This is a genomic window from Candidatus Nanopelagicales bacterium, assembly GCA_037045355.1.
GTDB lineage: Bacteria > Actinomycetota > Actinomycetes > S36-B12.
Genome location: JBAOHO010000029.1, coordinates 38,464 through 63,706 on the forward strand (window position 1 = coordinate 38,464; position 25,243 = coordinate 63,706).

The 25,243-nt window shown below is 66.1% G+C and carries 19 protein-coding genes; 8 read left to right on the plus strand and 11 right to left on the minus strand.

The window, feature by feature from the left end; translation table 11 throughout:
* The first annotated feature begins 171 nt into the window (after positions 1-171).
* Positions 172-357: a hypothetical protein gene (locus tag V9E98_15325; protein ID MEI2718333.1), complete on the plus strand. Its 186-nt coding sequence runs from the start codon at positions 172-174 to the stop codon at positions 355-357.
* A gap of 197 nt (positions 358-554) precedes the next feature.
* Entirely contained in the window at positions 555-2,378 is a 1,824-nt protein-coding gene (locus V9E98_15330) for a glycoside hydrolase family 3 N-terminal domain-containing protein (protein MEI2718334.1), read from the plus strand.
* A gap of 26 nt (positions 2,379-2,404) precedes the next feature.
* On the opposite strand, the gene V9E98_15335 is transcribed toward V9E98_15330, so the two are convergent.
* The gene (locus V9E98_15335; protein MEI2718335.1) at positions 2,405-3,421 is read right to left on the minus strand and encodes an FUSC family protein; all 1,017 of its coding nucleotides are present in this window, start codon (positions 3,419-3,421) and stop codon (positions 2,405-2,407) included.
* A 169-nt stretch (positions 3,422-3,590) separates the two neighbouring features.
* On the minus strand, positions 3,591-4,667 hold the full coding sequence (locus tag V9E98_15340; protein MEI2718336.1) for a DNA primase small subunit domain-containing protein: 1,077 nt from the start codon (positions 4,665-4,667) through the stop codon (positions 3,591-3,593).
* Positions 4,668-4,858: 191 nt separating this feature from the next.
* Here V9E98_15340 and msrB point away from each other — a divergent pair, with 191 nt between their 5' ends.
* Entirely contained in the window at positions 4,859-5,287 is a 429-nt protein-coding gene (gene msrB, locus V9E98_15345) for a peptide-methionine (R)-S-oxide reductase MsrB (protein MEI2718337.1), read from the plus strand.
* 40 nt (positions 5,288-5,327) lie between these two features.
* Here the strand turns inward: msrB and V9E98_15350 are convergent, their stop codons facing one another.
* From V9E98_15350 to hemE, 4 genes are read right to left on the minus strand one after another with little or no spacing between them, the layout of a single operon-like run.
* Positions 5,328-6,158: a DMT family transporter gene (locus V9E98_15350; GenBank protein MEI2718338.1), complete on the minus strand. Its 831-nt coding sequence runs from the start codon at positions 6,156-6,158 to the stop codon at positions 5,328-5,330.
* Between the two features lies 1 nt (position 6,159).
* A complete protein-coding gene (gene hemQ / locus V9E98_15355; protein ID MEI2718339.1) occupies positions 6,160-6,867 on the minus strand; it encodes a hydrogen peroxide-dependent heme synthase in 708 nt (235 codons plus the stop codon).
* A gap of 4 nt (positions 6,868-6,871) precedes the next feature.
* Complete coding sequence (gene hemG, locus V9E98_15360; GenBank protein MEI2718340.1) at positions 6,872-8,434, minus strand: protoporphyrinogen oxidase; 1,563 nt, start codon at positions 8,432-8,434, stop codon at positions 6,872-6,874.
* On the minus strand, positions 8,435-9,523 hold the full coding sequence (gene hemE, locus V9E98_15365; GenBank protein ID MEI2718341.1) for a uroporphyrinogen decarboxylase: 1,089 nt from the start codon (positions 9,521-9,523) through the stop codon (positions 8,435-8,437).
* A 121-nt stretch (positions 9,524-9,644) separates the two neighbouring features.
* Between hemE and V9E98_15370 the strand changes: the two genes are divergently transcribed.
* From V9E98_15370 to V9E98_15390, 5 genes are all read left to right on the plus strand, one after another.
* Positions 9,645-10,211 carry a DUF3000 domain-containing protein gene (locus tag V9E98_15370; protein ID MEI2718342.1) on the plus strand — a complete coding sequence of 189 codons (567 nt, stop codon included), beginning with the start codon at positions 9,645-9,647 and terminating at the stop codon, positions 10,209-10,211.
* Positions 10,212-10,337: 126 nt separating this feature from the next.
* Positions 10,338-10,943 (plus strand): LuxR C-terminal-related transcriptional regulator, encoded by a 606-nt coding sequence (locus V9E98_15375; protein MEI2718343.1) that lies wholly within the window; start codon positions 10,338-10,340, stop codon positions 10,941-10,943.
* A 20-nt stretch (positions 10,944-10,963) separates the two neighbouring features.
* Positions 10,964-12,169: an HRDC domain-containing protein gene (locus V9E98_15380; GenBank protein MEI2718344.1), complete on the plus strand. Its 1,206-nt coding sequence runs from the start codon at positions 10,964-10,966 to the stop codon at positions 12,167-12,169.
* A 98-nt stretch (positions 12,170-12,267) separates the two neighbouring features.
* Positions 12,268-13,473 carry an acetyl-CoA C-acyltransferase gene (locus tag V9E98_15385; GenBank protein MEI2718345.1) on the plus strand — a complete coding sequence of 402 codons (1,206 nt, stop codon included), beginning with the start codon at positions 12,268-12,270 and terminating at the stop codon, positions 13,471-13,473.
* A gap of 2 nt (positions 13,474-13,475) precedes the next feature.
* Positions 13,476-15,623 (plus strand): 3-hydroxyacyl-CoA dehydrogenase NAD-binding domain-containing protein, encoded by a 2,148-nt coding sequence (locus V9E98_15390; protein MEI2718346.1) that lies wholly within the window; start codon positions 13,476-13,478, stop codon positions 15,621-15,623.
* Here V9E98_15390 and V9E98_15395 read toward each other — a convergent pair.
* From V9E98_15395 to acnA, 5 genes are all read right to left on the minus strand, one after another.
* On the minus strand, positions 15,574-18,531 hold the full coding sequence (locus V9E98_15395) for an EAL domain-containing protein (GenBank protein MEI2718347.1): 2,958 nt from the start codon (positions 18,529-18,531) through the stop codon (positions 15,574-15,576). The genes V9E98_15390 and V9E98_15395 overlap by 50 nt on opposite strands.
* Positions 18,528-20,207 (minus strand): EAL domain-containing protein, encoded by a 1,680-nt coding sequence (locus V9E98_15400; protein MEI2718348.1) that lies wholly within the window; start codon positions 20,205-20,207, stop codon positions 18,528-18,530. The genes V9E98_15395 and V9E98_15400 overlap by 4 nt, the downstream gene beginning before the upstream one ends.
* Before the next feature lie 31 nt (positions 20,208-20,238).
* Positions 20,239-22,125 carry a 1-deoxy-D-xylulose-5-phosphate synthase gene (gene dxs, locus V9E98_15405; protein ID MEI2718349.1) on the minus strand — a complete coding sequence of 629 codons (1,887 nt, stop codon included), beginning with the start codon at positions 22,123-22,125 and terminating at the stop codon, positions 20,239-20,241.
* A gap of 94 nt (positions 22,126-22,219) precedes the next feature.
* On the minus strand, positions 22,220-22,582 hold the full coding sequence (locus tag V9E98_15410; protein MEI2718350.1) for a hypothetical protein: 363 nt from the start codon (positions 22,580-22,582) through the stop codon (positions 22,220-22,222).
* Positions 22,579-25,242: an aconitate hydratase AcnA gene (acnA, locus tag V9E98_15415; GenBank protein ID MEI2718351.1), complete on the minus strand. Its 2,664-nt coding sequence runs from the start codon at positions 25,240-25,242 to the stop codon at positions 22,579-22,581. Before acnA ends, V9E98_15410 begins: the two co-directional genes overlap by 4 nt.
* Between the last annotated feature and the right edge of the window lies 1 nt (position 25,243).

A 25,243-nucleotide genomic window follows, 5' to 3' on the forward strand; every position in this document is an offset into this window, starting at 1 on the left:
AGTCGTTCGATCCGTCGGGATTCGGATACCAACCGGGTACAGGTGAGTCCACGTCGTCGATGTTTCCACTCCCGGCATCTGTTGTCATGGCTATGCCGGACTGTGATGGTCCAAGACTCGCCTTTGCCATCGAACGTCCCTACGGTGGAACTCACGGAGAGGAGAGTCCGCATGGAGATCTGGATGGGTGGCCTGATCGGGGCCATTATCTGTGCCGCGTTGAGCTACTTCATCGCCAGCCGTAACAACATGAGCACGGTGTTGTGGACCATCGTTGGTTTCCTCTTCAACATCGTGGGGCTGCTGATCACGTTCCTGGTCGCGTTCATGAAGACGGACGACTCAAAGGTCACCTGACCGCTTCACGCATGTGCTTGGGACCAAAGTCACCTGTTGCCGATAACGGGCAGACATCGGTCAGTCGGTTCAACACACCCGAGTAGCGTGGTGAGTACCGGGTGGCTCTCGACGTTCAGGGCCAGTCGACTGGTTTCGCAGCCGCGGGTCGCCCCTGATCCCAAGGGGTGGTCATGGTGTTTCCGGCGAGTGGTCGAGTGCAGTCAACCCGACGCGGTGCCTTCGTCCTGCTGATCGCGGGGGCGATCGTCACTGCCGTACTGCCGCCCGCGACAGGGGCCGCAGACCCTCCGAATCCTGCGTCAGACGGAGCCAACGCTCGCCCCGAGCGACCCACTACCCCCGGGGCCCGCCGAGTCGCACGGATCATGGCCCGCATGTCGTTGGACGAGAAGGTCGGGCAGTTGTTCGTCCAGGAGTTCGCCGGTCAGGATGCCGACAACCCCGACGATCAGTCAGCTGCCACGAACATGGCCAAGTACGGCGTGCCATCGGCCGCCGATGTGGTGTCGCGGTACAACCTCGGTGGAGTCATCTACTTCAGCGGGAACATCGCCAACCCCCTGCAGGTCGCAGCCTTGTCCGACGAACTTCAGCAGACGGCCACGTCGACCGGGCCTCGCATCCCGCTGCTGATCAGCACTGATCAGGAGGGCGGCGTGGTCACCCGGATCGGTAAGCCCGCGTCCGTCTCTCCCGGCAACATGGCCGTCGGAGCTACCTTCGATCCGGCCAACGCGAGGCTCGTCGCTCGTGTGATGGGCAGCGAGTTGCAGGCCATGGGGGTCCGACTCAGTTATGCGCCGGTCGTCGACGTCAACACCAACCCCAAGAATGCGGCCGATGGGGTCCGGTCGTTCGGTGACCGCACGAAACAGGTGTCGAAGTTCGTGCAGAAGGCAGTCGTCGGCCAACGGGCGTTCTCCGTGGCCACCAGTGCGAAACACTTCCCGGGGCTGGGCAGTGCCGAGGTGAACACAGACGAAGGCACCGCAGTCTCCAACCAGACTCGCAAGCAGTTCCAGACGATCGACTTCCCGCCATTCGAGACCGCGATTGCTGCGGGCACCGACTCCATCATGCTGGGGCACCTTGTCGCCCCCGCGCTCGACCCCAGCGAGGTTCCCGCGAGTCTGTCGAAGCCGATAGTGACCGACATTCTGCGCCGCCAGTTGGACTTCGACGGCATGGTCATCACCGACACTCTCGACGCCAAGGCCCTCGTCGCGTGGACCCCGGCGCAGCTGGCACTCAAAGCCTTCCTGGCCGGCAACGACATGCTGCTCATGTCGACGAATCTCCCCCAGGCGATCGAGGCCATCACAGACGCCGTCGAGTCCGGCCGGATCAGCCAGAAGCGACTGGACAAATCGGTTCGCAGGATCCTGCAGATGAAGTACAACAACCAGATCCTGCAGGATCCGTGGTCGGCCGGTGCTGCCGAGGTCGCATCGCGCGTCGGGTCCTCGTCCCGTCTGGCGATCATGCAGGAGGTGTCGGACGAATCCGTCACGCTCTTGGCGCGCAGCGCACCCTCAGCACCACTGCGGCCCGGCATGAACATCCTGGTGGTGGGCTACGGAAACACTGCGGTGCCGTCGGTCGACAGTCTGTTGACCGCCCGTGGGGCTACGGTCCAACACATCATCACTGGGATGAACCCCAGCTCTTCTGCGGTCGCCGATGCCGTGGCGGCGGCGCCCGGGCGGGACGCAGTGGTGATCATGAGCTACAACGCGTGGGCCAATGCCGGCCAGCAGCAACTGATCGCGCAGATGCTCGCCACCGGAACACCTGTGATCCTCGGGATGATCGGCGGACCGTACGATGCAGCCCTCGCACCGGATGCTCGGGCGGTCGTGGCGCTCTACAGTGGCAGCCTCGCGACCTCCTCACAGGTGACATTCGTGAATGTCCTGTTCGGACAGGAGCCAGTGGGTGAACTCCCCGTCACCGTGCCCACTCTGACCGACCCGCAGCAGACGCTGTTCCCGTACCGCACCCGATTGTTCTGGGATTGATCAGCGCTCAGTTCGCCATCATGGCTTCATATTCGGGGATCGACCGGAGTCGTCGATTCCTTTGACGACTGCGCAGGTTCAACCGTCGCGCCACGGCGCAACGGCCACATGAGCGCAACCAACGTCAGGGAGATGGCCGCACCCATGACAGTCGCGAAGAGCCGCTCGATATCTGTTGTGACGACTGCTCCGTTGGCTCCCTCCATCAGAACAACCGCAGGGGTCATGAGCGCCACATAGCGCCAATACGTGATCCCCTTCTTGCGCAGGACCAGGGCCAAGACCAGGAACAGGGTTCCTGAGATGTAGACAATCGGACTCCACGGGACCACGACTCCCACGACGAGAGCAATCATGAAGCCAGCGATTGTGCCGGCTGCACGCTGCAGGCTTCGCGACCATGTGTCTGCGATGCCCGGCTGAACCACCAGCACGACAGTCATGACCATCCAGGCGCCGGCAAGCCCCAGGTGTCGGTCGATCACCACGCCGGTGGTGGCGCCCACTGCGGCTCCCTTTGCGAGGGCGAACGCCAGAGCGTGGCGTTGTCCAACTCCTCCGCTCGGCGTAGTGGGGCCCGTCGCGCCGCCGGCCGCAGCCATCCCCATCCCCCACAGGACTGCGAGGGAGGCAATGACGCCGATCAGCAGAATGTCGCTAGGTGTCAGGTCATGTCCCATGGAGGGCGGGTTCGCTGCAGCGAAGGCCAACGTGATCACTGCCCAGTTGGTGCCGGTGTCTCGATACCAACGGGCCGGATATGCCGCGACGGCGGCCGCGATCGCCAGGATCACCGCACCGAACCACGGCGACCCAGACGACCAGGTCGCCAGAGGCATCAGCACGAGCAAGGCGACAGCGACGGTGGCGGCGACCCGCGGCCCACCAGTCATCATCGCAACGAAACCCGCCGTACTGCCCATCGTCCAGACAGACACCAGATTGCTCAGTCCGAATGTGGTGAGCACCAATCCAGGCAGAGCCATCAGGGCAATCGCCAGGGCAAGGATCAGCAGCCGGCGACCGCGTTTCTTCCCAGCCATTGCGGGAGTCAATCACACCAGCCTTCCTGTTTCGCGCATCAGACTCCGTGGCGTCACCGGCCGGCGGACCCAGCGTGCGCGTGATCCGGGCTGGCTGCTCCCCGACTCGTGCTCCCCGGTAGCAGGGGTTTGCGGTGAGTTCGCTTCGTGCGGGTGCGGGGAGGTGTCGTTAGGCCGGATTTTCCGTGTGTTTACGGGCTTTTCGGCTCGGTTGTACGCGTAGCGGTTCCCCCGGCATCTTCGGATACTCAGGTGGATAGGGCAGGTCACCCAGACCACGGTCCCGTTCGTCGCGGGCGTACAACTCCAGCGCCGGCGTGAGGTCGTGGGCGATGTCATCGATGGCTTCCCATGGGTCACCGCGATCCGCCAGCACCCCGGGAACAGACAACACGGTGAAGTCCTGGGGTCGGCACTGCGGCAGTTCCTCCCACGTGACGGGAGTGGACACGGTGGCCTCCGGTCGCGCGCGCACCGACCAAGCGGCCGCGATCGTACGATCTCTCGAGTTCTGGTTGTAGTCGACGAAAACGGTCTCTCCCCGTTCCTCCTTCCACCAGGCGGTGGTGACCCGACCCGGGAGTCGTCGCTCGAGTTCGCGTCCGATCGCAATCGCAGCGTGTCGGATGTCCGTGAAGGTCCAGCGACGCTGGATGCGGACGTAGACATGAACCCCCCGTCCGCCGCTGGTCTTCGGATAGGCGACCCATCCCCATTGCTCGGCCATGAGGTCACGGGCCACCAACGCCGCCGATACGGCGTCCGCGAAGTCGGTTCCCGGCTGCGGGTCGAAGTCGAGCCGCAACTCGTCGGGCGTATCGGGCAGGTCCCGACGCACCGGCCAGGGATGCATGGTGATTGTCCCCAGTGTGGCCAGCCACACGATCACAGCGGGCTCAGTCGGACAGACCTCGTCGGCCGTACGACCACTGGGGAACGCTATCCGACACGTCTCGACGTAGTCAGGCGCTCCTTGAGGCACGCGCTTCTGGTAGAAGGCCGCCCCTTTGGTGCCGTCACGCTGCGCCAGAGTCACGCCGGGAACCACCCCCGTGGGCCAGCGCTCCAGCGTCGTGGGCCGTTGCTGAATCTGCCGCAGCATCGCGACGGCCACATCGCGGTAGTACTCGACGACGTCGATCTTGCGGAGCCCCACCTGCGGAAAGTAGGGACGCAAAGGGTTGCTGCAGCGCACGGAGCGACCGGCAACATCAAGCATGACCGCATCACCCCACCGAGGTGCCATCAGTGCCTCCTCTCACTGCGCGGGTTCCCACTGCGCGGGCGTGCGAGCCGAGATGATGTGGTCCGGTTCCACGAACCTGCGATCGGTGCGCATGCGGTCCAGTCAAGCATGGCCACCGACCGCGCGTAGCTCATCCGTGACCAGTGACGCTCCGCGCTGCCCGGATCGACCAACCGGCGTACTGTGAGGCGATGAGCGTGTCCGACCGAGACCCCCGAACCGGTCAACCGTACCCGACCAGTCTGAGCGAGGAAGAGTGGCGCAGCCGGCTCACCGATGCGGAGTATGAGGTCCTTCGCATGGCGGGAACGGAACGGCCCTTCACAGGCGAGTACACCGACGATCACACCGAAGGTGTCTACTCCTGTCGGGCTTGTGGCGCCGAGTTGTTCCGCTCCGACGCCAAGTTCGACAGCCACTGTGGCTGGCCCAGCTTCTTCACTCCCCTGGCCGGCGACGCGGTCGTCGAGATCGAGGACCGGTCACTGGGCATGACGCGGACCGAGGTCCGATGTGCGAGTTGTGGCTCCCACCTCGGGCATGTGTTCGCCGGTGAGGGGTACGGGACTCCCACCGACCTGCGCTACTGCATCAACTCGGTGTCGCTGCGGCGTACCTGAGCCACCTGCTCCCCCAGCGGTGGGGAGTTGGACGTCACTGTCAGCCGGCACTGATGGCCGCGACCCCGGCCAACGCCACTGCCACGCCCACGTACTGTGCAGGGGCGAGCTTTTCGCGCAGCACGAGCCAGGCGAGGATGACCGTCACCACCGGGTAGAGCGATCCCAGGACCGAGGTGATGGCCAACAGCCCCTGGGTGGTCGCGATGCTGAACAGCAGGTTGGCCGTGATGTCGAATGTGCCGATGGCGATCAGCCAACCGATGTCGTTGCGGTGCAACCCGCCGACGCTGCGGGTCACTGCGACTGCGATCAGCACGATCACGGTCGTGGTCGCGCGTTGAGCGGTCATGGTCATCACGGCGCTCTCCTCAGCACCTTTGGCGACGAACACCAAGAAGAGTCCGAAACACAGTGCGGCCAAGGACGCGAGCAGGACGGGACGAAGCCCCGCCTCGCCGGAGATCTCCGGTCCACTGGCAAGCACCACCCCGATGATCGCGAGCACGATTCCGACGTACTGCAGGGGTGTGGGTAGTTCCCCGGCGAACAGACCAGCCGCCAGGGGGACCAGTACTCCCAGGGCGGCGATCGGGGACACGACCCCCATTCGCCCGGTCGCCAACGCCGTGTAGAAGGCGAACAGGCCCAGGAACCCCGAGAAGCTGGCCAGGACTGCCCAACCCAGGTAGCCGGCCGGATCCGCGCCCCACGAGCCGGTGGCGGTGGCGATCACCACCATGACGGCGAAACCGACGACCTGTGAACCGCCGAGGACACCAGCCACCGCCCTGCGACGCGACAGTGCCCCAGCCAGGAAGTCTCCGGTGCCCCACAGCAAACTGCTGAGGAGCGCGAGAAGCGCTGCCATCTCAGCCCAGATCAGCGATGAGCTCGGCTGGTTCCCGCCGTCGGCCGGTGTAGAAGGGGATCTCCTCGCGGACGTGGAGCCGAGCACCCGAGGAGCGAAGGGTCCGCATCAGATCCACGATCCGATGCAGTTCGTCTGACTCGAACGCGAGGATCCACTCGTAGTCGCCGAGCGCGAACGATGCGACAGTGTTGGCGCGCACGTCCGGATAGGCGCGACCCATCTGCCCGTGTTCGACGAGCAGTTCCCGGCGCTCGGGTTCGGGCAACAGGTACCACTCATAGGACCGCACGAACGGATAGACGCACAGGTAATCGTGGGCCCGTTCCCCGGCGAGGAAGGCGGGAACGTGAGAGCGATTGAACTCGGCCGGGCGGTGCAGCGCCATCTGGGACCACACCGGGGTGAGGTGACGCCCCACCTCGGAGCGCGCAAACGAGTGATAGGTCTGTTGCAGGGCATCGCTGGTCCGGGCGTGGGACCAGATCATCACGTCGGCGTCCGCCCGCAGCCCGGATACGTCGTACCAGCCGCGCACGGTGACGCCATCCCATGCAGCAGTGGCCTCCTTGACCGCGAGGTCACTCGTCGGCAGCGCCGATGAGGCCCGGTAGACGCTGACCATCATGTAGGCGATCGAGTCGTTGATGTCCCGGACCATGCGCGCCTTGGTGGTGGGAGCAGTCGAGGCGTCGCTGGGGTCATCCATGGCGCTATTGTCCCACCCGGACCGCGGGTCGATCGGCATGCTCGAGGACCGCGCGCGCAGCCATTCGCGCCGAGCCGATCACCGATGCGACGCCGACCCCGTCGAACGCCGCACCGCAGATGTGCAGACCATCGACTCCCGCCACCACCGACCGGATCCGTTCGACCCGGTTGACATGACCGGTCGAGTACTGCGGGATCGCCTCTCGCCACCGGGTCACCAGGTGGTCGACCGGTTTTGCCGCGATCCCCACGGCCTGGCTCAACTCCCGGTGTGAGCGATCGACAAGGTCGGCGTCGTCCCGATCCAGGGATTCCTCGTCGCCCACGCGACCCACTGACGCCCGGATCACCACCAGTGCATCCTCCCGGCTGGTGCGCGTCCGCGCTTTGCGTGCGATCCAGTCCCACTTACTCGTGGCGTAGTTGGCTGCCTTCAACAAGCGGGATTCGGTGGGCGGCACGAGGAAACCCGACCCCGACAGCGGCGCCACCGCCACGGCTGGGTAGGCAAGGGTGACGATCGCCATGCTCGACATGTCGATGAGGCCGAGGTCGTTCGCTGCGGGAGGGCAGATGTGCGCGAGCAGTGCTGACGCTTGGGGCGGGGGCACGGCCAGAATGATGTCCTCGGCCTCGACCACGGACTGCTGACCCTCACCACCCACGATGATGCGCCAGCAATCGTCCACCCGATGCAGGGACCGCACCTGCGCGCCAGTCCTTACATCGGCTCCGTGCGCCACCAGGTCGGCAGCCACGGCCTCGGGCAGTCGCCCGACTCCCCCGCGGATGCCGGCGAAGATCGGGCCACGGCGAGCCCCGGCTTTGCGCCCCCCACCCCGGGTCGTGCGTTGGGCGGCACGCAAGAGCGACGGCTCATCACGGAGTTCCCGGAAGAGCGCAGGTACGGTCGCCGCGAGCGAAAGGGCATCCGATCGACCCGCATAGACACCGCCGAGCAACGGCTCGACAAGGAGATCCACGACTTCGCGACCCAGACGAGACTCCACGAACGCACCCACCGATACATCGCCGTCGAAGCGAGTGGCCGGGCGGGAGTACTCCAGGGGCATCCGCAGCAGGGAGCGCTTACTCAGTACTTGAGCTGCCGCGAGAGCACGCAGATCGGTCGGGACCCCCATCAGAGTCGGTGGCATCCGGCGCAGACGATCGCGCAGCCACAGCGAAGCCCCGAACACTTCCGGATGCACGATGTCGCGGTCCAGTCCCACTGCCCGCGCCAGACTCACCGCCTCGGGTCGCGTCGACTGCATCGCTTCGGCACCGATGTCCAGTTGCACTCCGCCGACCTCGGCCGTGCGCAACTTGCCGCCCAGTTCCGGCTCACTCTCGAGGACGGTCACCGCGATCTCTCCACGGGACTCCACCGTGACGGCGTGGGCCGCAGCCAAACCCGCGATGCCGCCGCCGATGACGACTACCCTGTGCTTCGCCGAGGAGCCCGAGACGAGAGGGCCCGAGGGAGCGGGGAGAAGACTGCGACGGAACCACACGAAGATCCGGTCGGGGACGAGACGGAACCTGGTCACCATGCGGACTGACACTCATGAGTCCACCTTCCCACCAGCCTGGGCAGACTCACCAGGCTGGGCAGCTTCCGACCCGCCCCGGTCCCTCACTGCCTGACCGTGTTCGTGAACCCAGGAGACCAGATCCGTCAGCAGTTCGGGATCGGTTTGGGGCAGGACACCGTGTCCCAGGTTGAGGATGTGTCCACGCGCACCGACCCCCTGTCGGATCGCCGACTCGGTGCGCTCGCGGGCAACGTCCCAGCCCGCCAACAGCGCCGCGGGATCAACGTTGCCTTGCACGCTGTGGGTCGGGCCGATCCGCTCGATCCCGTCCGACAACATGACGCGGAAATCCACACCGACCACGTCGCACTGAGGCAGGGCCATGCTCGCGAGTAACTCGCCGGTGACCACCCCGAAGTGGATGCGGGGAACGGGCAGATCGGCGATGTGATCGAAGACCCGCTGGGTGAAAGGTCGGACGAACCTCTCGTAGTCCGGGCGGGACAGCGTCCCCGCCCACGAGTCGAACACCTGGACTGCGCTCGCGCCCGCGAGCACCTGGCGTCGCAGGAACTGCCCGGCGAGATCGGCGATTCGCGTCAGCAATGCCGACCACAGGTCGGGTTGACCCCACATCACCGCCTTGGTGACGGCATGCTCGCGGCTCGGTCCCCCCTCGATCAGGTAGGAGGCCAAGGTGAACGGAGCACCACAGAATCCGATCAACGGTTTGTCGCCGAGCTCACGCGTCAGCAGGGCCACGGCCGCTTCGATCGCGGAGGTGTCCCCCAACTCGCCGATCGCGGCGACTGCCGTGCGGTCGCGCACTGGGTGGGCCATCACCGGCCCCACTCCGGGTTTGATCGTCACGTCGATGCCCGCCGCCCGCAGCGGGACGACGATATCGCTGAACAGGATCGCCGCATCGACGCCGTGGCGGCGCACGGGCTGCATCGTGATCTCAGTGACCAGGTCGGTGTCGAAGCAGGCGTCCAACATCGCACCGCCCGCCCGCAGTTCCCGGTATTCGGGCAGGGACCGCCCGGCTTGGCGCATGAACCAGACCGGCACCCGATCCGACGATCGCGCCCCGACAGCCTCGTGGATAAGTAGGAGCATGTGTGGATGGCCGTCGCCCCTGAGGCGAGCGGATGGGCGGCAGGAAGCGCGGAGTCAGACACGATGACCGCATCTTGCCACGCTGCCGGGGTCCGTGCAGCGGGCCGGATAGCCTGCCAGGGTGCGCACCGCAGACCATGGGGTCGACCCGCCCGCCGGCTTCCGGTCCGCACTGTCGGCCCTGCGCGACATGCGCGCGCGCCCCGAGATCGAACTCGTCGAGGCGCCTGCCCCACAGCGTCTGGCGCCTTACGCCATCGCCCTGACCGCTGACGTCGTCGCTGACGATCACGATCTCGGGACGGGTCGGTTGGTGTTGCTGCACGACCCCGACGGCCAGGACGCCTGGGAGGGGGCTTGGCGGGTGGTCGTGTTCGCCAAGGCGACCATGGAGCCCGAGATGGCCGTCGATCCGATGATCTGCGACGTGGGCTGGTCCTGGTTGCAGGAGTCCCTGCAGCATTCCGGTGCCACCTACATCGCCTTCGGCGGCACCGTGACCCGCACGAACTCCCAGCCGTACGGGGCGATGGCCGGGCGAGAGGCGTCCGGCGATCTGGAGATCAGGGCTTCATGGACCCCCTTGGACGACGAGGTCGTGCCGCACGCCGCGGCGTGGTTGGACCTCTTGGCGACGATGGCGGGACTCGAACCGCTTCCCGTGGGAGTGGCGTCCCTGCGCCGCTGACCGCTCCGATTATCGGGGTGGGGGGCGATCAGGGTTAGTCGCTCGGACGCCAAATTCAAGGAAAACAGGAAACGCTCCGATTCCAGGTGCAGTCTGTTGGCACAGGGGGCAGCACAGGAGGCATCCGTGACGTCGACCGCAGTGAGTTCGCCCCGGCGTCCGATGCCCAGGCTGTCGGCGCTGCTGGTCACCGCCGATGGGGTCCATCGCCGCCGCTGGATCGCCCCGCTGCGTAGCGTCGGGATCGGGCAGGTGTTGGAGGCCTTCGGCCCCGATGAAGCAGTCAACCGGGGTCGGATGGCCACCGACCACGGCGTGTGTGTCGTCGAATCAGCCCCCCAGGAGGGGTCCATCCTGCAGGTGATCAGAGAACTGCGACGCCAGGGATGGCATCGCCTGGTGCTGGTCAGCCCGCGGGGCGACGACAACACGGTGAAGCTGGCCCTGGCTGCCAAGATCCGCAGTTTCATCGTGTGCCGCGAGGGTGCAGGGGCGCCCACTCATCAGGATCGCCGTGTACCGGGGTCTGCGTCACACCTGGACCTGTCGGATCGGGAGCTGCAGGTAGTGCAGTTCGTGGCCAACGGCCACACCAATCGTGCGATCGGCGACGAACTCAACTTGTCGGCGCTCACGGTCAAGAGCCACCTCTCACGGATCGGGCGCAAACTCGGAACCGGAGACCGCGCCCAGATGGTCGCCATCTGCATGCGGGCCGGTCTGGTCCACTGACCGGGTACCCTGCTCACGACGTGAGTGGAGATTCCAGCGACGACACGGAACCCCTGCCGGTCCTGCGGGTTCCGGCCGACGGGATACCGGACGTCATCGACGAGCCTTCGCGACTGCGCGCGGCCGTAGAGCAACTCGCCACGGGTCGGGGACCCGTGGCGATCGATGCCGAACGAGCCTCGGGCCACAGGTACGGCCAGCGGGCCTTCTTGTTCCAACTCCGTCGCGCCGGGGCCGGGACCTTCCTGGTGGATGCGAACTCGCTGACCGACCTGACACCGCTGGCAGCGGCTTTGCGGGAACCGGAATGGATTCTGCATGCCGCGACGCAGGATCTCCCCTGCCTGGCGGAACGCGACATCCGGCCCACGCGGCTGTTCGACACCGAACTGGCTGCGCGCCTCCTCGGGATGCCCAGGGTCGGGCTCGCGTCCCTCACCGAGGACCTCCTGGGGATCGGGCTGGCGAAGGGGCACGGCGCCGCAGACTGGTCCAAACGACCGCTGCCGGAGTCCTGGCGCGCGTACGCCGCCCTGGACGTGGAACTGCTGGCGGAACTCCGCGAGATCCTGACAGCGCAACTGGAGCAGCGGGGCCGGTGGGAGTGGGCCGCAGAAGAGTTCGCCTATCTCACCGAGTGGACGCCCCGACCCAAGGCGGACCCTTGGCGCAGGATGTCGGGGGTGGCGAAACTTCCTGATTCGCGATCGCTGGCGATCGCCAGGGAACTATGGGCCGCCCGCGAACGCGCAGCCGAGGCCGCCGACAAGCCGCCGAGCCGGGTGATGTCAGACGCGGCGATACTGGCAGCCGCACGCACCCAACCCACTTCCCTGCAGAGTCTGCGCGCGATGCGGGAGTTCGCCCGACACGGCCGGCGGATCTCGCTCTGGTGGCAGGCCGTGGAGCGAGCCCAACAACTTGCCGAAGCTGAACTCCCCCCGCGGCGGGTCGAGGAGATTCCTCCCCCGCAGCGTTCGTGGGAACGTCGCGATCCAGTCGCCGCCGCCCGCCTGTCCGCGGTCAGGGCCGCCATTTCGCAGCGGGCAGACGAACTGGCCATTCCCGCGGAGGTGCTGGTGTCCCCGGACCCGATCCGAGCTCTCGTCTGGCATTCCACCGGTCCCGTCCCGGTCGAGGAGGTCCGCCGACGCCTGACCGAACTCGGAGTCCGACAGTGGCAACAACAGCAGATCGCGGACCTCATCACTGACGAACTGGCGTGACGCACGCCACACGACGCCCGGTCCAGCGTCTTATTACCGGCGAGTAATATCGAGTCATCGCGCACCCTGGAACGGGTGCCCAGCATTCCGGAGCGACCGTGACCCGAGAAGTTCGCAATGTGGTGTTCGTCGATGGGGTACGGACCCCGTTCGGAAAGGCCGGCAAGAAGGGGATCTTCGCGGAGACGCGGGCCGATGACCTCGTCGTCAACGTGTTCCGCGAACTGGTCCGCCGTAACCCTGACCTCCCGCTCGACCGCATCGACGATGTCGCTGTCGCGGCCACCACCCAGGTCGGCGATCAAGGCCTGACGATCGGACGCTCGGCGGGCATCCTGGCGGGCTTCCCGCGCTCGGTCCCCGGATACAGCGTCGACCGCATGTGCGCTGGAGCCATGACGGCGGTGACTACCCTGTCCGCACCCATCATGGCCGGTATGTACGACGTCGCCGTGGCCGGCGGGGTCGAGCACATGGGCCGTCATCCCATGGGTGAGGGCGTCGACCCAAACCCCCGCTTCTTGTCCGAGCGCCTCGTCGACCCCGAAGCCCTGCTGATGGGCAAGACGGCCGAGAATCTGCATGACCGTTTCCCGCACCTGACCAAGGAACGCGCGGACGCGTTCGCCGTCGCCTCCCAGGAGAAGACCGCCAAGGCCTACGCCGACGGCAAGATTCAGCCGAACCTGGTCCCGGTCGCCACCCGCTCGGCCGACAAGGGCTTCGGGCTGGCCACAGTCGATGAGCCTCCGCGCCCCGGCACCACCATGGAGAGCCTCGCGGGTCTGAAGACGCCGTTCCGACCGCACGGTCGCGTGACCGCCGGTAATGCTGCCGGGCTGAACGACGGCGCGACCGGGGCCATCGTGGCGGCGGAGGAAGTCGCCGCCGAACTGGGATTGACCGCCAAGATGCGGATGACTTCATTCGCTTTCGCGGGAGTTGACCCCGAAGTCATGGGCATCGGTCCCGTCCCCTCGACGGAGAAGGCCCTGGCCCGCGCCGGACTCACCATCGACGACATGGGCCTGTTCGAGGTCAACGAGGCGTTCGCCGTGCAGGTGCTCGCATTCCTCGACCACTTCGGTATCGCCGATGACGATCCGCGAGTCAACCAGTACGGCGGTGCCATCGCCGTCGGCCACCCGTTGGCCTCGAGCGGCGTGCGCTTGATGACCTACCTGGCAACTGGGTTCGAGGAGCATCCCGAGGTCCGCTACGGACTGACCACCATGTGCATCGGCTTGGGCATGGGCGGAACAGTCATCTGGGAGAACCCCCACTTCGACGGAAAGAAGGCCTGAGCATGAGCGACGTTCCCACCAGCATCACCACGGAGATCCCCACCAGCCTTGCCGATCTTGCGATCGACGAGTCCCTGCTGGGTGACGAGGTCGTGACCCACGCCAAGTTCCAGGTGGTCGACCTGCCGGGCACCGGTCCGATCGGACTGATCACGCTCGACAACGGTTTCGACCACACGAAGCCGAACACCTTCGGCCCGAAGGGCCTGCTGGAGTTGAGCGCGGCACTGGATGCCGCCGAAGCCGCCGACATCAAAGCACTGGCGGTCACGGGCAAACCATTCATCTTCGCGGTCGGTGCCGACCTCACCGGCGTCCCGATCATCACGTCCCGCGAGATGGCGTTGGGAATCGCCAAGCTGGGTCACCATGTGCTGCGTCGGTTCACCGACTTCAAGGTCCCGACCTTCGCGCTCATCAACGGTGCCGCCATGGGTGGGGGCCTGGAGCTGGCGTTGCACTGCAACTACCGCACGATCAGTTCCGGGGCCGCCGCGATCGCTTTGCCAGAGTGCTTCCTCGGTTTGGTCCCCGGGTGGGGTGGCGCCTATCTGTTGCCCAACCTCATCGGACCCCAGAAGGCCCTTCAGGTCATCGTGACCAATCCCTTGGCGCAGAACCGGATGCTCAAGCCCCGGCAGGTCCTCGACCTCGGCATCGCGGACGCCATGTTCGAGCCCGCCGATTTCATCGAGCAGTCACTGGGATGGGCCAGTGACGTCCTCGCCGGTGACATCGTGGTCGCCCGGCCCGAGATCGCTCGTGACGAATCCTGGGATCAGGCCGTCGCAGCGGTACGCGCAGGCCTGGACGCACAGTTGCACGGAGCGGCTCCTGCACCCGTACGCGCTGTCGACCTCGTGGCCGCCGCCAAGACCGCCGACGCCGATACGGCGTTCGCCGCAGAGGACGAGGCCCTGGCCGACCTGATCATGAGTGACCAGCTGCGCGCCGGCCTTTACTCATTCGACCTCGTCCAGAAACGGGCCAAGCGGCCGGTGGGCGCCCCTGACAAGTCCCTCGCCCGCCCTGTGACCAAGGTGGGGATCGTCGGCGCCGGACTCATGGCCAGCCAGCTGTGCATGTTGTTCGTCCAGCGTCTCGAAGTCCCGGTGGTCATGACCGACCTCGACCAAGCGCGCGTCGACAAGGGCGTCGCCTACGTCCACGGTGAGATCGACAAGATGCAGGCCAAGGGTCGGATCAGTCAGGACAAGGCCAACCGATTCAAGGCGCTGGTCACGGGTGCCACCAGCAAGGAAGGCTTCGCTGATGCCGACTTCGTCATCGAGGCGGTCTTCGAGGACCTGAAGGTCAAGCAGCAGGTGTTCGCCGAATGTGAAGCGGTGGTGTCGGACACCTGCATCCTCGCCACGAACACATCGTCTCTCTCGGTGACCGCGATGGCCGCCGAACTGAGGCATCCGGAACGAGTTGTCGGTTTCCACTTCTTCAACCCGGTCGCCGTGATGCCCCTTCTGGAGATCGTCCGTGCCGACCGCACCGACGACGCCTCACTCGCGACGGCGTTCGCCGTCGGCAAGCAGTTGAAGAAGTCCTGTGTCCTGGTCAAAGACGCGCCGGCATTCGTCGTCAACCGGCTGCTCACCCGGTTCCTGGGCGAGGTCACCCGCAGCGTCGACGAGGGAACACCATTTGAGGTCGCCGACTCGGCTCTCGACCCGCTGGGGTTGCCGATGAGCCCCTTCGTCCTGCTGCAACTCGTGGGGCCGGCTGTCGCGTTCCACGTGTCGGAGACCATGCACGAGGCATTCCCCGACCGCTTCTACGTGTCCGACAATCTCGGGCGGGCTGTCGAGGCCGGAGTTGTGGGCGTCTGGGATTTCGACGCCCAGGGCAACCGCACCGTGAATCCTTCCGTCGCGGAGATCTTCGTGCAAGGTGATGCGCCACTCACGGCGGAACAGGTTCGCCAGCGCGCGCTCGATGCCCTAGCCCAGGAAGTCCAGCTGATGCTCGACGAGGGAGTCGTGGCCGAAGTCCAGGACATCGACATGTGCATGATCCTGGGTGCCGGCTGGGGTTTTCACCTCGGTGGGATCAGCCCCTACCTGGATCGCAGCGGTGTCGCGGAATCGGTCACCGGCCATCGGTTCCTGGCGCGCGGAGTGGCGTCGGTCCCGAGCTGAGGTCGGGCCGGTCCGCTGTGGCCGGCCGGGGAATCTGCGCAGACAGCACTGCGGGGCGGCCGAACAGGTAGCCCTGTCCTCGTTGGCAACCGATGCGTAGCAGTGCTTGAGCCTGGTCGCGCGTCTCGATCCCTTCGGCGACGACGGTGAGACCGAGAGTGCGGGCCAGTTGGACGATGGTCGCGATCATGTTCCCCGCTTCGGGGTCTTCCGTCATGGCCACCGTGAATGATCGATCGATCTTGACGATGTCCGCGGCGAGTTGTCGCCACTGCGCCAGACTCGAGTAGCCGGTGCCGAAGTCGTCGATGGCGAAGGTGACCCCAGCCTCCCGCAGGGAGGCGATGTTGCGCATCACGTCGCTGTCATGCGCGAGCAAGGTCGCCTCTGTCACCTCGAAGATCAGCGACCCGGGCTGTACAGAGTGCGTGTGCAGCTCGGACAGCACAGATACGGCGAAGTCAGAATTCTGCAGGTCCCGTGACTCGAGGTTCACTGACACCGCGGCGTGCGGCACCGGCAGTCGACCGGCGCCACGATCGCGCAGAGCCTTACCCAGCATCTGTCGATTGATCTGGGTGACCATGTCGGCGTCGCGGGCGATCGACAAGAACTCCGCGGGAGGGAGCAACCGGCCGTCGTCCGTGACGAGTCTGACGAGGGCTTCATAAGAACGCACCGAACCGTCGCTGAGGTCGACGATGGGCTGATAAGCAACCTCGAGCGAGTCCCCAGCGAGTGCCCGCGCCAATTCGCTGCGCACGTTCAGGTGCGCAGCCGCCTGACTCCGCAGAGACTCGGCGTAGAACTCGACGCGACCTCGTCCGGAGCGCTTGGCACGGAACAGGGCCAACTCGGCACGACGCATGAGCTCGCTGCTGTTCGTGTCGGCGGACGCAGTGACCGCAACTCCGAACGAGGTGGACAACGCCAGCGAGATGTCGCCGGAATCGATCGGCTGCGCCAGCACCGACTGCAACCGCCCCACGAGAACGGCGACGGAGTCTCTGTCTTGCCCCTCCACGAGTACGGCGAACTCATCAGCACTCAGTCGCGCCACGGCAGCATCGGGACCGCAGTTGCCACTCAAGCGCCGCCCGATCTCACCCAACACCGAATCCCCGGCGGAATGACCATGGGCATCGTTCACGGTGCGGAAGTCGTCCACGTCGAGCACCACGAGAGCCATGCCACCGTCCGCCGAGGCCGTCAGCCGGTGCATGGCCGCGTCCATGCGGTCGTTGAGCGCTGATCTGTTGAGCAGGCCGGTCGCGGAGTCGAACAGGGAGTTCCAGGCGACAGCTTCCTCCGCGGCCCGACGTGCTGTCACGTCCTCCACATGGACGACGAAGTCCGCCTGCTGACCCTGACTGTCGTCCAACGGACTGACGGTGATGATGACGAGACGGTCACCGCCGATGCGGGTGTGCATATGCAGTTCGGCCTGGGGACTCCATCCTCGCGATCGACGGATGAAGAGTCTGCGCAGAGCCGTCAACTCCTGGTGGGGAACGCAGGACGCGAGATCAGAACCCACCAGGTCCGGCGACGACCGACCGGTTACGCGGGCGAACGCCTCATTCGCGGCAGCGATCAGCAATCTGTCACCCGTCCGGGAGATCCGCAGGGTGGGGACCGGGGAACGCTCGAACATGGCGTTTGCGAGGACACTTTGAACTCGCTCCCGCTCGGCCAACGCCTCGCGTTCGGTGATGTCGGTCCGGACTCCACCCATCGCCACGACACGTCCCGAGCCGTCGCGGATGGGGAAGCGGTCCGAGAGCACGGTGACGGTGGACCCGTCGGGCATAGGCAGGATTTCGGTGACCACTCGACCGACCCCCGAACTCATCACATCACGGTCGACCTCGGCGATCTGTGCGGCGATGTCGGCGCCGAAGATCTCTTCGTCGGTGACGTCGGTGACTCCCGCCCGGTCACGATACGGCCCTCCTCCCAACTGGATGTAACGGCCGGAGCCTTCGCTGTCGAACGCCTTGATGTACCACATGGGTTCGACGCTGCGCAGGAATGCCGAGTTGAAGTCACGGGCCCGTCGAAGCCGCGACAAGGCGGAGCGCTGCCGCCGCAGCAGAAGCACGATGGACAGTGAAACGATCGCGAGCAACCCGCCCACGACGGCTCGCTCCGGACGCAGCAGCGCTGCGCTGGGCCCGGCCAGCACAATGGCCGTGGCGGCCGCCAAACCGAGCACGAACAAAGTGAGCGAGGCGATGAAGACGCCGTACCGCCACCCCACGAGCAGTACCAGGGGTAGCACCAGCCACGCCGCCACTCCGATGTCGGCACTGACGTAGACGCCGATCACCCGTGGTGCGGCGAGCGTAGCCACCACGGCGATCACCGTGACGCCGGCGATCAGTTCGGGTGCGTGCGCCAGAGTCAGACCGGGGCGGTACGCGAGTGCTGCGGGAAGGACGATGAGACTTCCCAGTGTCGTCGCCGCCACAGTGGCCCCGAAATGCCCTCCCACCGCAGAAGCTGTATGCCCGAACAGTTGATGGCCGATCGCCACGATGGTGCCGGCCAGCAGGGAGGCGGCGGCGATCGCGGAGGGGTCCAGGGGGTGTCTCATCGTCACCTGGAGCAGCCGCAGGAAGATCCCGAGGCCCACCCCGGCCAGAACGGCGAGAACTCCGACGATCCAGGTGTGCGAGGTGTCGGCGTAGTCGGCCAGAAGGACCACCACGACGGCCGGTACCCCCCACCAAGCGATCGCCGCTCCCAACCGTGCGACCCACGCCGCCACATATCCCGTCGTCAGAGCCAGGACGGGGACACCTGCCACGGTGACCAGCCAGGTGTCACCCATCACCACGAGGACCAGCCCCGCCATCGCGGAGACGAGCAGGAGGGGGCGGCGGGCGATCGCTTGATCGCCGGTCATGGACCCACCGCCGCGGTCGAGCCGAGCAGGTAGCCCTGGGCCATGTCACAGCCCTCCGCCCGCAGGAACTCGGCCTGGAGCGGCCGTTCGACTCCCTCGGCCACGACCGCCCAGCCCAGATCGTGTGCGACCGAGATCACGGAGGCCACCAGGGCATCGATCTCCGCGCGCAGTCCCAGCCCGGCGACGAGTTCGACGTCGATCTTGAGGATGTCCACGGGGAGATCCGGCAGAGAGATCAGCGGGACCGGTCCAGTGCCGAAATCGTCCATCGCAACGCGGAATCCGTGCTCGCGAAGTTCGCGCAAACGCTGGACTGTGGTGCCACCTCCGGAGAGCGTCCCGCCACTGGGCGGGATGCCACCCCCGGAGAGCATTGTCGCTTCCGAGACCTCGACCACGATGTCGGACGGTTGCAGCCCGGCCGTCAGGACACGGTCGAGCATGTTCTCGGCGAACCCGGCGATCTCGAGCGATCGCGCGGAGACGTTGACAGCCAACCAGCTGTCGCCGGAGCCGTGCTTGTCACGCTTCCACTGCAGACCCAAGTCGACGACCTGCTCGTCCAGATAGGCAAGCAGCCCGGCCTCATCGGCGGCTGCCAGGAACTGCGTGGGAGTCAGGACTGCACTGGCGCCGATGGGAAGCCGCGCGAGAGCTTCGTACCCACAGGCGTAGTGGTCGGAGAGTCGGAAGATGGGTTGCACGACGATCCGGAGCTGGTCCTCCCCGATGGCCCGTCGCGCCACATCGACCATGCGTACTCGCCGCAGGACCTTCTCCTCGAGGTCGGCGGCGAAGAACTCGACCCGGTTACGGCCCCGCTCTTTCGCTCGATACATGGCCAGGTCGGCCCGCCGCAGAAGGTCCTCCCCCGAAGTGCCGGCGTCGGAAGTCTGGGCAACCCCGATTGAGGCAGCGATTCGATGCGTCCGACCGTGAGCCTCGAACGGTCCTTCCATGGCCGCCCTGATCCGCTCCGCCACCAGCGCTGACTCAACCGACGATTCCAAGGAGTCGCACACGACGACGAACTCGTCACCGCCCATCCGGGCGACGACATCATCGCCGCGCACGGCCGCCACGATTCGACCGGCGACATCGCGCAGAACCGAGTCGCCCGCGCGATGGCCGTGCGTGTCGTTGATGGTCTTGAAGCCATCGAGGTCGACGAACAGCAGCGCCACCGTGCCCGGGCGACGACCCAACCGGGCCAACACGCGGCCGAGGTGACTCATCAGGACTGCTCGATTCGGGAGCCCGGTCAGAGGATCGTGTGAGGCACGATGGGCCAAGGCCCGCTCGGCTTTGCGGTATTGGGTGATGTCGTCGAACGCCATGACGATCACGTCCGGTCGATCACGACGTTGCACCTCCGTGACGCCGATCGACACCCACACGACTCCCCACCCGGCGCGAACTATTCGCACTTGCACCGGATGTGCGGGGTCGAACAGTCTGGCGGAGTCGAGGTCCACCTGCGCGCCGTCATCCGGGTGCACAAAGTCGGTCAACGGCCTGCCGATCACGGCTTGCCTATCAGCGGCCACCAAATGCAGGAAGGCGTCGCTCATGTCCAGAATCTCGCCGGCGCGCGAAACAACGATCGTGGGGGTGGGGCTGAGTCGGAACGCCAACTCGGAGAATGGCCCAGAGTCGCTTTCCGTCGAGTCCATCGCCACCTCCTGACGTCAGGTTAGCGGGGCTTCACCCTCTGTGGCCGGGCGTTCTCAAGTACCGAACGCCACGAGAGTCTTGGAGACCGATTCCGGCGATGCCTTCCGGCGTGAGCCCCTGCTCCGCCAAGATATCGGCGCGTCGACCCTGAGTGAGGAATTCGGGACGAAGGCCCAGTGCGACGACCGGCCCCGGGGCCAGCGCCTCGGCCAAGGCAGCACCGACCCCGCCGCGCCGGTTGCCGTCCTCGACGCAGACGACCAGACGGAAGTCCCGGGCCAGGTCCACCAGTGATTCCGAGACGGGAAGGACCCAGCGGGGATCGACGACAGTCACCTGCACCCCTTCGTCCTTGAGGAGATGACCAGCATCAACGGCGACCGGAGCCATGGCACCGACCCCGATGATGAGGACCTCATTGCCCCACTCCGCCAGGACATCCACTGATCCACTGCGGCGCAAGGCGGGCAGTTCGTCCGGCAGGGTTCCCTTGGGGAAACGCAGGACAGTCGGGCCGTCGTCCACGTCCAATGCCTCGCTCAACTCCGACTGCAGCGTGACACCGTCGCGAGGAGCGGCCACAGCCAGCCCCGGCACACCGGCGAGCAGCGGCAGATCCCACATGCCGTTGTGGCTGGCACCGTCGTCACCCGTGACACCCGCCCGGTCGAGAACGATTGTCACCGGCAGTCCGTGCAGGGCGACATCGAGGAGCACCTGGTCGTAGGCGCGGTTGAGGAAGGTCGCGTAGACGGCCACCACTGGGTGTCGCCCGCCCATGGCGAGCCCCGCGGCGCTCGTGACGGCATGCTGTTCGGCGATTCCCACGTCGAAGCAACGATCCGGATGAACGGCGGCGAAATCAGACAGCCCGGTGGGACCGGGCATGGCAGCCGTGATGGCCACGACATCGGGGCGGCGTGACGCCTCGGCGATGAGGCTCTCCGAGAAGACCTGGGTCCAGGTGCGAGTGGGTGCCGCAGTGGGTCGACCCGTCTCGGGATCGATGACCCCAACGCCGTGGAATCGGTCAGCCTCGTCCGTCTCCGCCGGGGCATATCCTCGGCCTTTCTGAGTGATGCAGTGGACGATGACGGGGCCGGGGTATCGAGTGGCCTGACGCAGGGTGCTCTCGACGAGTTCGACATCGTGACCATCGATCGGGCCCACGTACTTGATGCCGAGATCCTCGAACATGCCCTGGGGGGTGACGATGTCCTTGACGCCCTTCTTGACGCCGTGCAAGGCCTCGTACATCGGGCGACCCAGCACTGGCGTGCGGTTCAGCGCGCGCCTTCCCCAACCGAGGAATTTCTCGTATCCCTGGGTGGTCCGCAGGGTAGCCAGGTGATGAGCGACTCCACCGATGGTCGGCCCATAGGACCGTTCGTTGTCATTGACCACGATGACCATCGGCCGGTCTGCGGTGGCGATGTTGTTCAGCGCCTCCCAGGCCATGCCCCCGGTCAACGAGCCATCCCCGACGACGGCAACGATGCGTCGTTGGCTGGACTCACCGCTGAGTTGCCATGCCTTGGCCAGTCCGTCGGCGTAGGACAGCGCGGTCGAGGCGTGGGAGTTCTCGATCCAGTCGTGGGGGCTTTCGGCCCGCGACGGGTAACCTGACAAGCCACCGGGTTGGCGCAGGGTTGAGAAGTCACCGCGGCGCCCCGTGAGAATCTTGTGGACGTATGTCTGGTGACCGGTGTCCCACAGGATCGCGTCCCGGGGGGAGTCGAACACGCGATGCAGGGCGATTGTCAGTTCGACGACGCCGAGGTTCGGGCCAAGGTGACCCCCAGTGCGAGCGACGGACTGGACCAGGAACTGCCGAATCTCGGCCGCGAGTTGGGTCAGGTCCTCAGAGCTGAGGTCCGCCAGATCGGCTGGACCATTCACGCCATCGATGACCGCCACGCCCTCGAGTGTAAGCCCGAATACACGTATCCACCGGCTGGCGCTGCGCGTCCGGGGCCGTGCCTCGGGTTCGGATCGCCGTGGGTTCAGCCATTCACAGTCGGGGACGCCAACGGACCCCCGCCAAGGCTTCGGCGACCTGCTCGACCTGACGGCGGGACTCTGTGACCTCCGTGGCCAGTGCCTCGATGGCGGTGAGGATCGCGGCGAGATCTGCGGGTGTCACGACATCGGTGAGTCGTCGCCGGGCGGAGGCGTACGAGCGGCGCAGACCCTCAAGTTCGGATTCCAGCCCATCCGACACCAGCAGCGCCAACGCCCGCGGATGCCTACGCAGCACCGGCTGGGTGCGCCAGGAACCGGGAGCCCGGTCCAGCAGCCAACCGGTGACCCGCTCGCTGAACTCCCCCGCCTGCGGCGGGGGCAGGTCCCGGGGCCAGCCCGGCGGGGCGGTCACACCAACAGGGAACGAAGCACGAACTGGAGGATCCCACCGTTGCGGAAGTAGTCGGCCTCCCCCGGGGTGTCGATCCGCACGACCGCATCGAACTCGATGACCCGCCCGTCCTCGGCAGTGGCGCGTACCGGCACCGATGCGGGTACCGGACCATCGTTGATGGTTGCGACGCCCGCGATGTCGATGGTCTCGGTCCCCGTGAGTCCCAGAGACTCCGCTGAGTCGCCGTCCGCGTATTGCAGTGGCAGTACCCCCATGCCGATCAGGTTCGACCGGTGGATGCGCTCATAGGACTCGGCGATGACCGCCCGCACACCGAGCAGGGCCGTTCCCTTAGCTGCCCAGTCCCGCGATGACCCGGAGCCGTACTCCTTGCCGGCGAGCACGACGAGCGGTACGCCCGCCGCCCGGTAGTGTTCGGCGGCGTCGAAGATGGTGACCTGCGGGCGCTGAGGGTCGAGCAAGTCGACGGTGACTCCGCCCTCGACGCCGGGCACCAACTGGTTGCGCAACCGGATGTTGGCGAAAGTACCCCGGATCATGATCTCGTGATTGCCCCGCCGCGAGCCGTAGGAGTTGAAGTCCTTGGGTGCGACGCCGTGGTCGGTCAGGTAGCGGCCCGCGGGGCTGTCGCGCTTGATCGCCCCTGCGGGTGAGATGTGGTCAGTGGTGACCGAGTCGCCCAGTTTCGCCAGCACACGAGCTCCCGAAATGTCGCTGACGGGCTCGGGCTGGGTGGTCATGCCGTCGAAGTAGGGAGGTTTGCGCACGTAGGTGCTTTCCGGATCCCACGTGAACGTGTCACCGGTCGGGGTGGGGAGCGCTCGCCAACGTTCGTCGCCCGCGAAGACATCGGCGTATCGACTGGCGAACATGTCGGCATCGATCGCCTGTTCGATCGTCTGCTGGATTTCCGCCGGGGTGGGCCAAAGGTCAGCCAGGTAGACCGGTTCGCCGGCGGGGTCATTTCCCAATGGTTCCGTTGTGATGTCGAGATTCATCGTGCCGGCCAGGGCATACGCAACAACCAACGGCGGCGAGGCCAGGTAGTTCATCTTCACGTCGGGGTTGATGCGACCTTCGAAGTTGCGGTTGCCCGAGAGCACCGCAGCCACGGCTAAGTCACCCGAGCGAACAGCTTCCGACACTTCGGTCGGAAGTGGACCGGAGTTGCCGATGCAGGTCGTGCACCCGTATCCGACGAGGTCGAAACCGAGTTTGTCGAGGTAGGGGGTCAGGCCGGCCTTGTTCAGGTAGTCGGTGACGACCTGGGACCCTGGGGCCAGGGTGGTCTTGACCCAGGGCTTGCGACTGAGGCCACGTTCCACGGCCTTCTTCGCGAGCAGACCGGCTCCCAACATCACCGACGGATTCGACGTGTTGGTGCACGACGTTATCGCTGCGATGACGACCGCCCCATGGCCCAGGTTCACCTGCTGCCCCGACAGGTCCGCCGCCACCGTGGCGTCGGGCTGATCGGAGTAGTCCGGCAACGCGGCCCGGAAGGCCGCGGCCGCTGCAGAGAGATCGATGCGGTCCTGGGGCCGTTTGGGTCCGGCGATCGAAGGCCGCACCGTGCTCAGGTCGAGTTCGAGGAACTCCGAGTAGGTGGCCTCCCGACTGGGGTCATGCCACAGTCCCTGTTCTTTGCTGTACGCCTCGACCAGGGCGATCTGCTGGTCGGTGCGACCAGTCAGGCGCAAGTAGCGCAGGGTCTCGTCGTCGATGGGGAAGACCGCGGCGGTGGATCCGTACTCCGGGCTCATGTTGCCGATGGTCACCCGGTTGGCCAGCGGCACCGCTGCCACCCCGTCGCCGTAGAACTCGACGAACTTGCCGACAACGCCGTGCGCTCGCAGGATCTCGGTGATGACAAGCACCAGATCGGTTGCAGTCGCTCCCTCGGGCAACTGGCCACTGAGCCGGAAACCGACCACTCGCGGGATGAGCATCGAGACCGGCTGGCCGAGCATGGCAGCCTCGGCCTCGATGCCTCCGACCCCCCAGCCGAGGACACCGAGTCCGTTGACCATGGTGGTGTGGGAGTCGGTGCCCACACAGGTATCTGGGTAAGCCTGGCCGCCGTTGGCCATGACCACCCGTGCGAGCGCTTCGACGTTGACCTGATGAACAATGCCAGTGCTGGGGGGGACGACCTTGAATCCGTCAAAGGCCGTCTGTCCCCAGCGCAGGAACTGGTAGCGCTCCCGATTGCGTTCGTACTCGAGTTCGACATTGCGCTCGGCTGCATCGGACGTCCCGAAGTAGTCCGCAATGACCGAATGGTCGATGACGAGCTCGGCCGGAGCCAGAGGGTTGATCCGCTCGGGGTCACCGCCCAAGTCGCGCACCGCTTCTCGCATAGTGGCCAGATCCACGACACACGGCACCCCAGTGAAGTCCTGCATGATGACTCGTGCCGGGGTGAACTGAATCTCGTCGGTGGGAACGGCTGCAGCGTCCCACCCCGCGAGCGCGCTGATCTGCTCGGCGGTGACATTGGCGCCATCTTCGGTGCGCAACAGGTTCTCCAGGAGAACCTTGTGGGTGAACGGCAGGTGCGCGGACGCCGGCAACGCGTCGATCCGGAAGATCTCATAGGTCTCGGCTCCGACTTGCAGAGTCGCACGGGCATCGAAACTGTTGCGGCTGACAGCCATG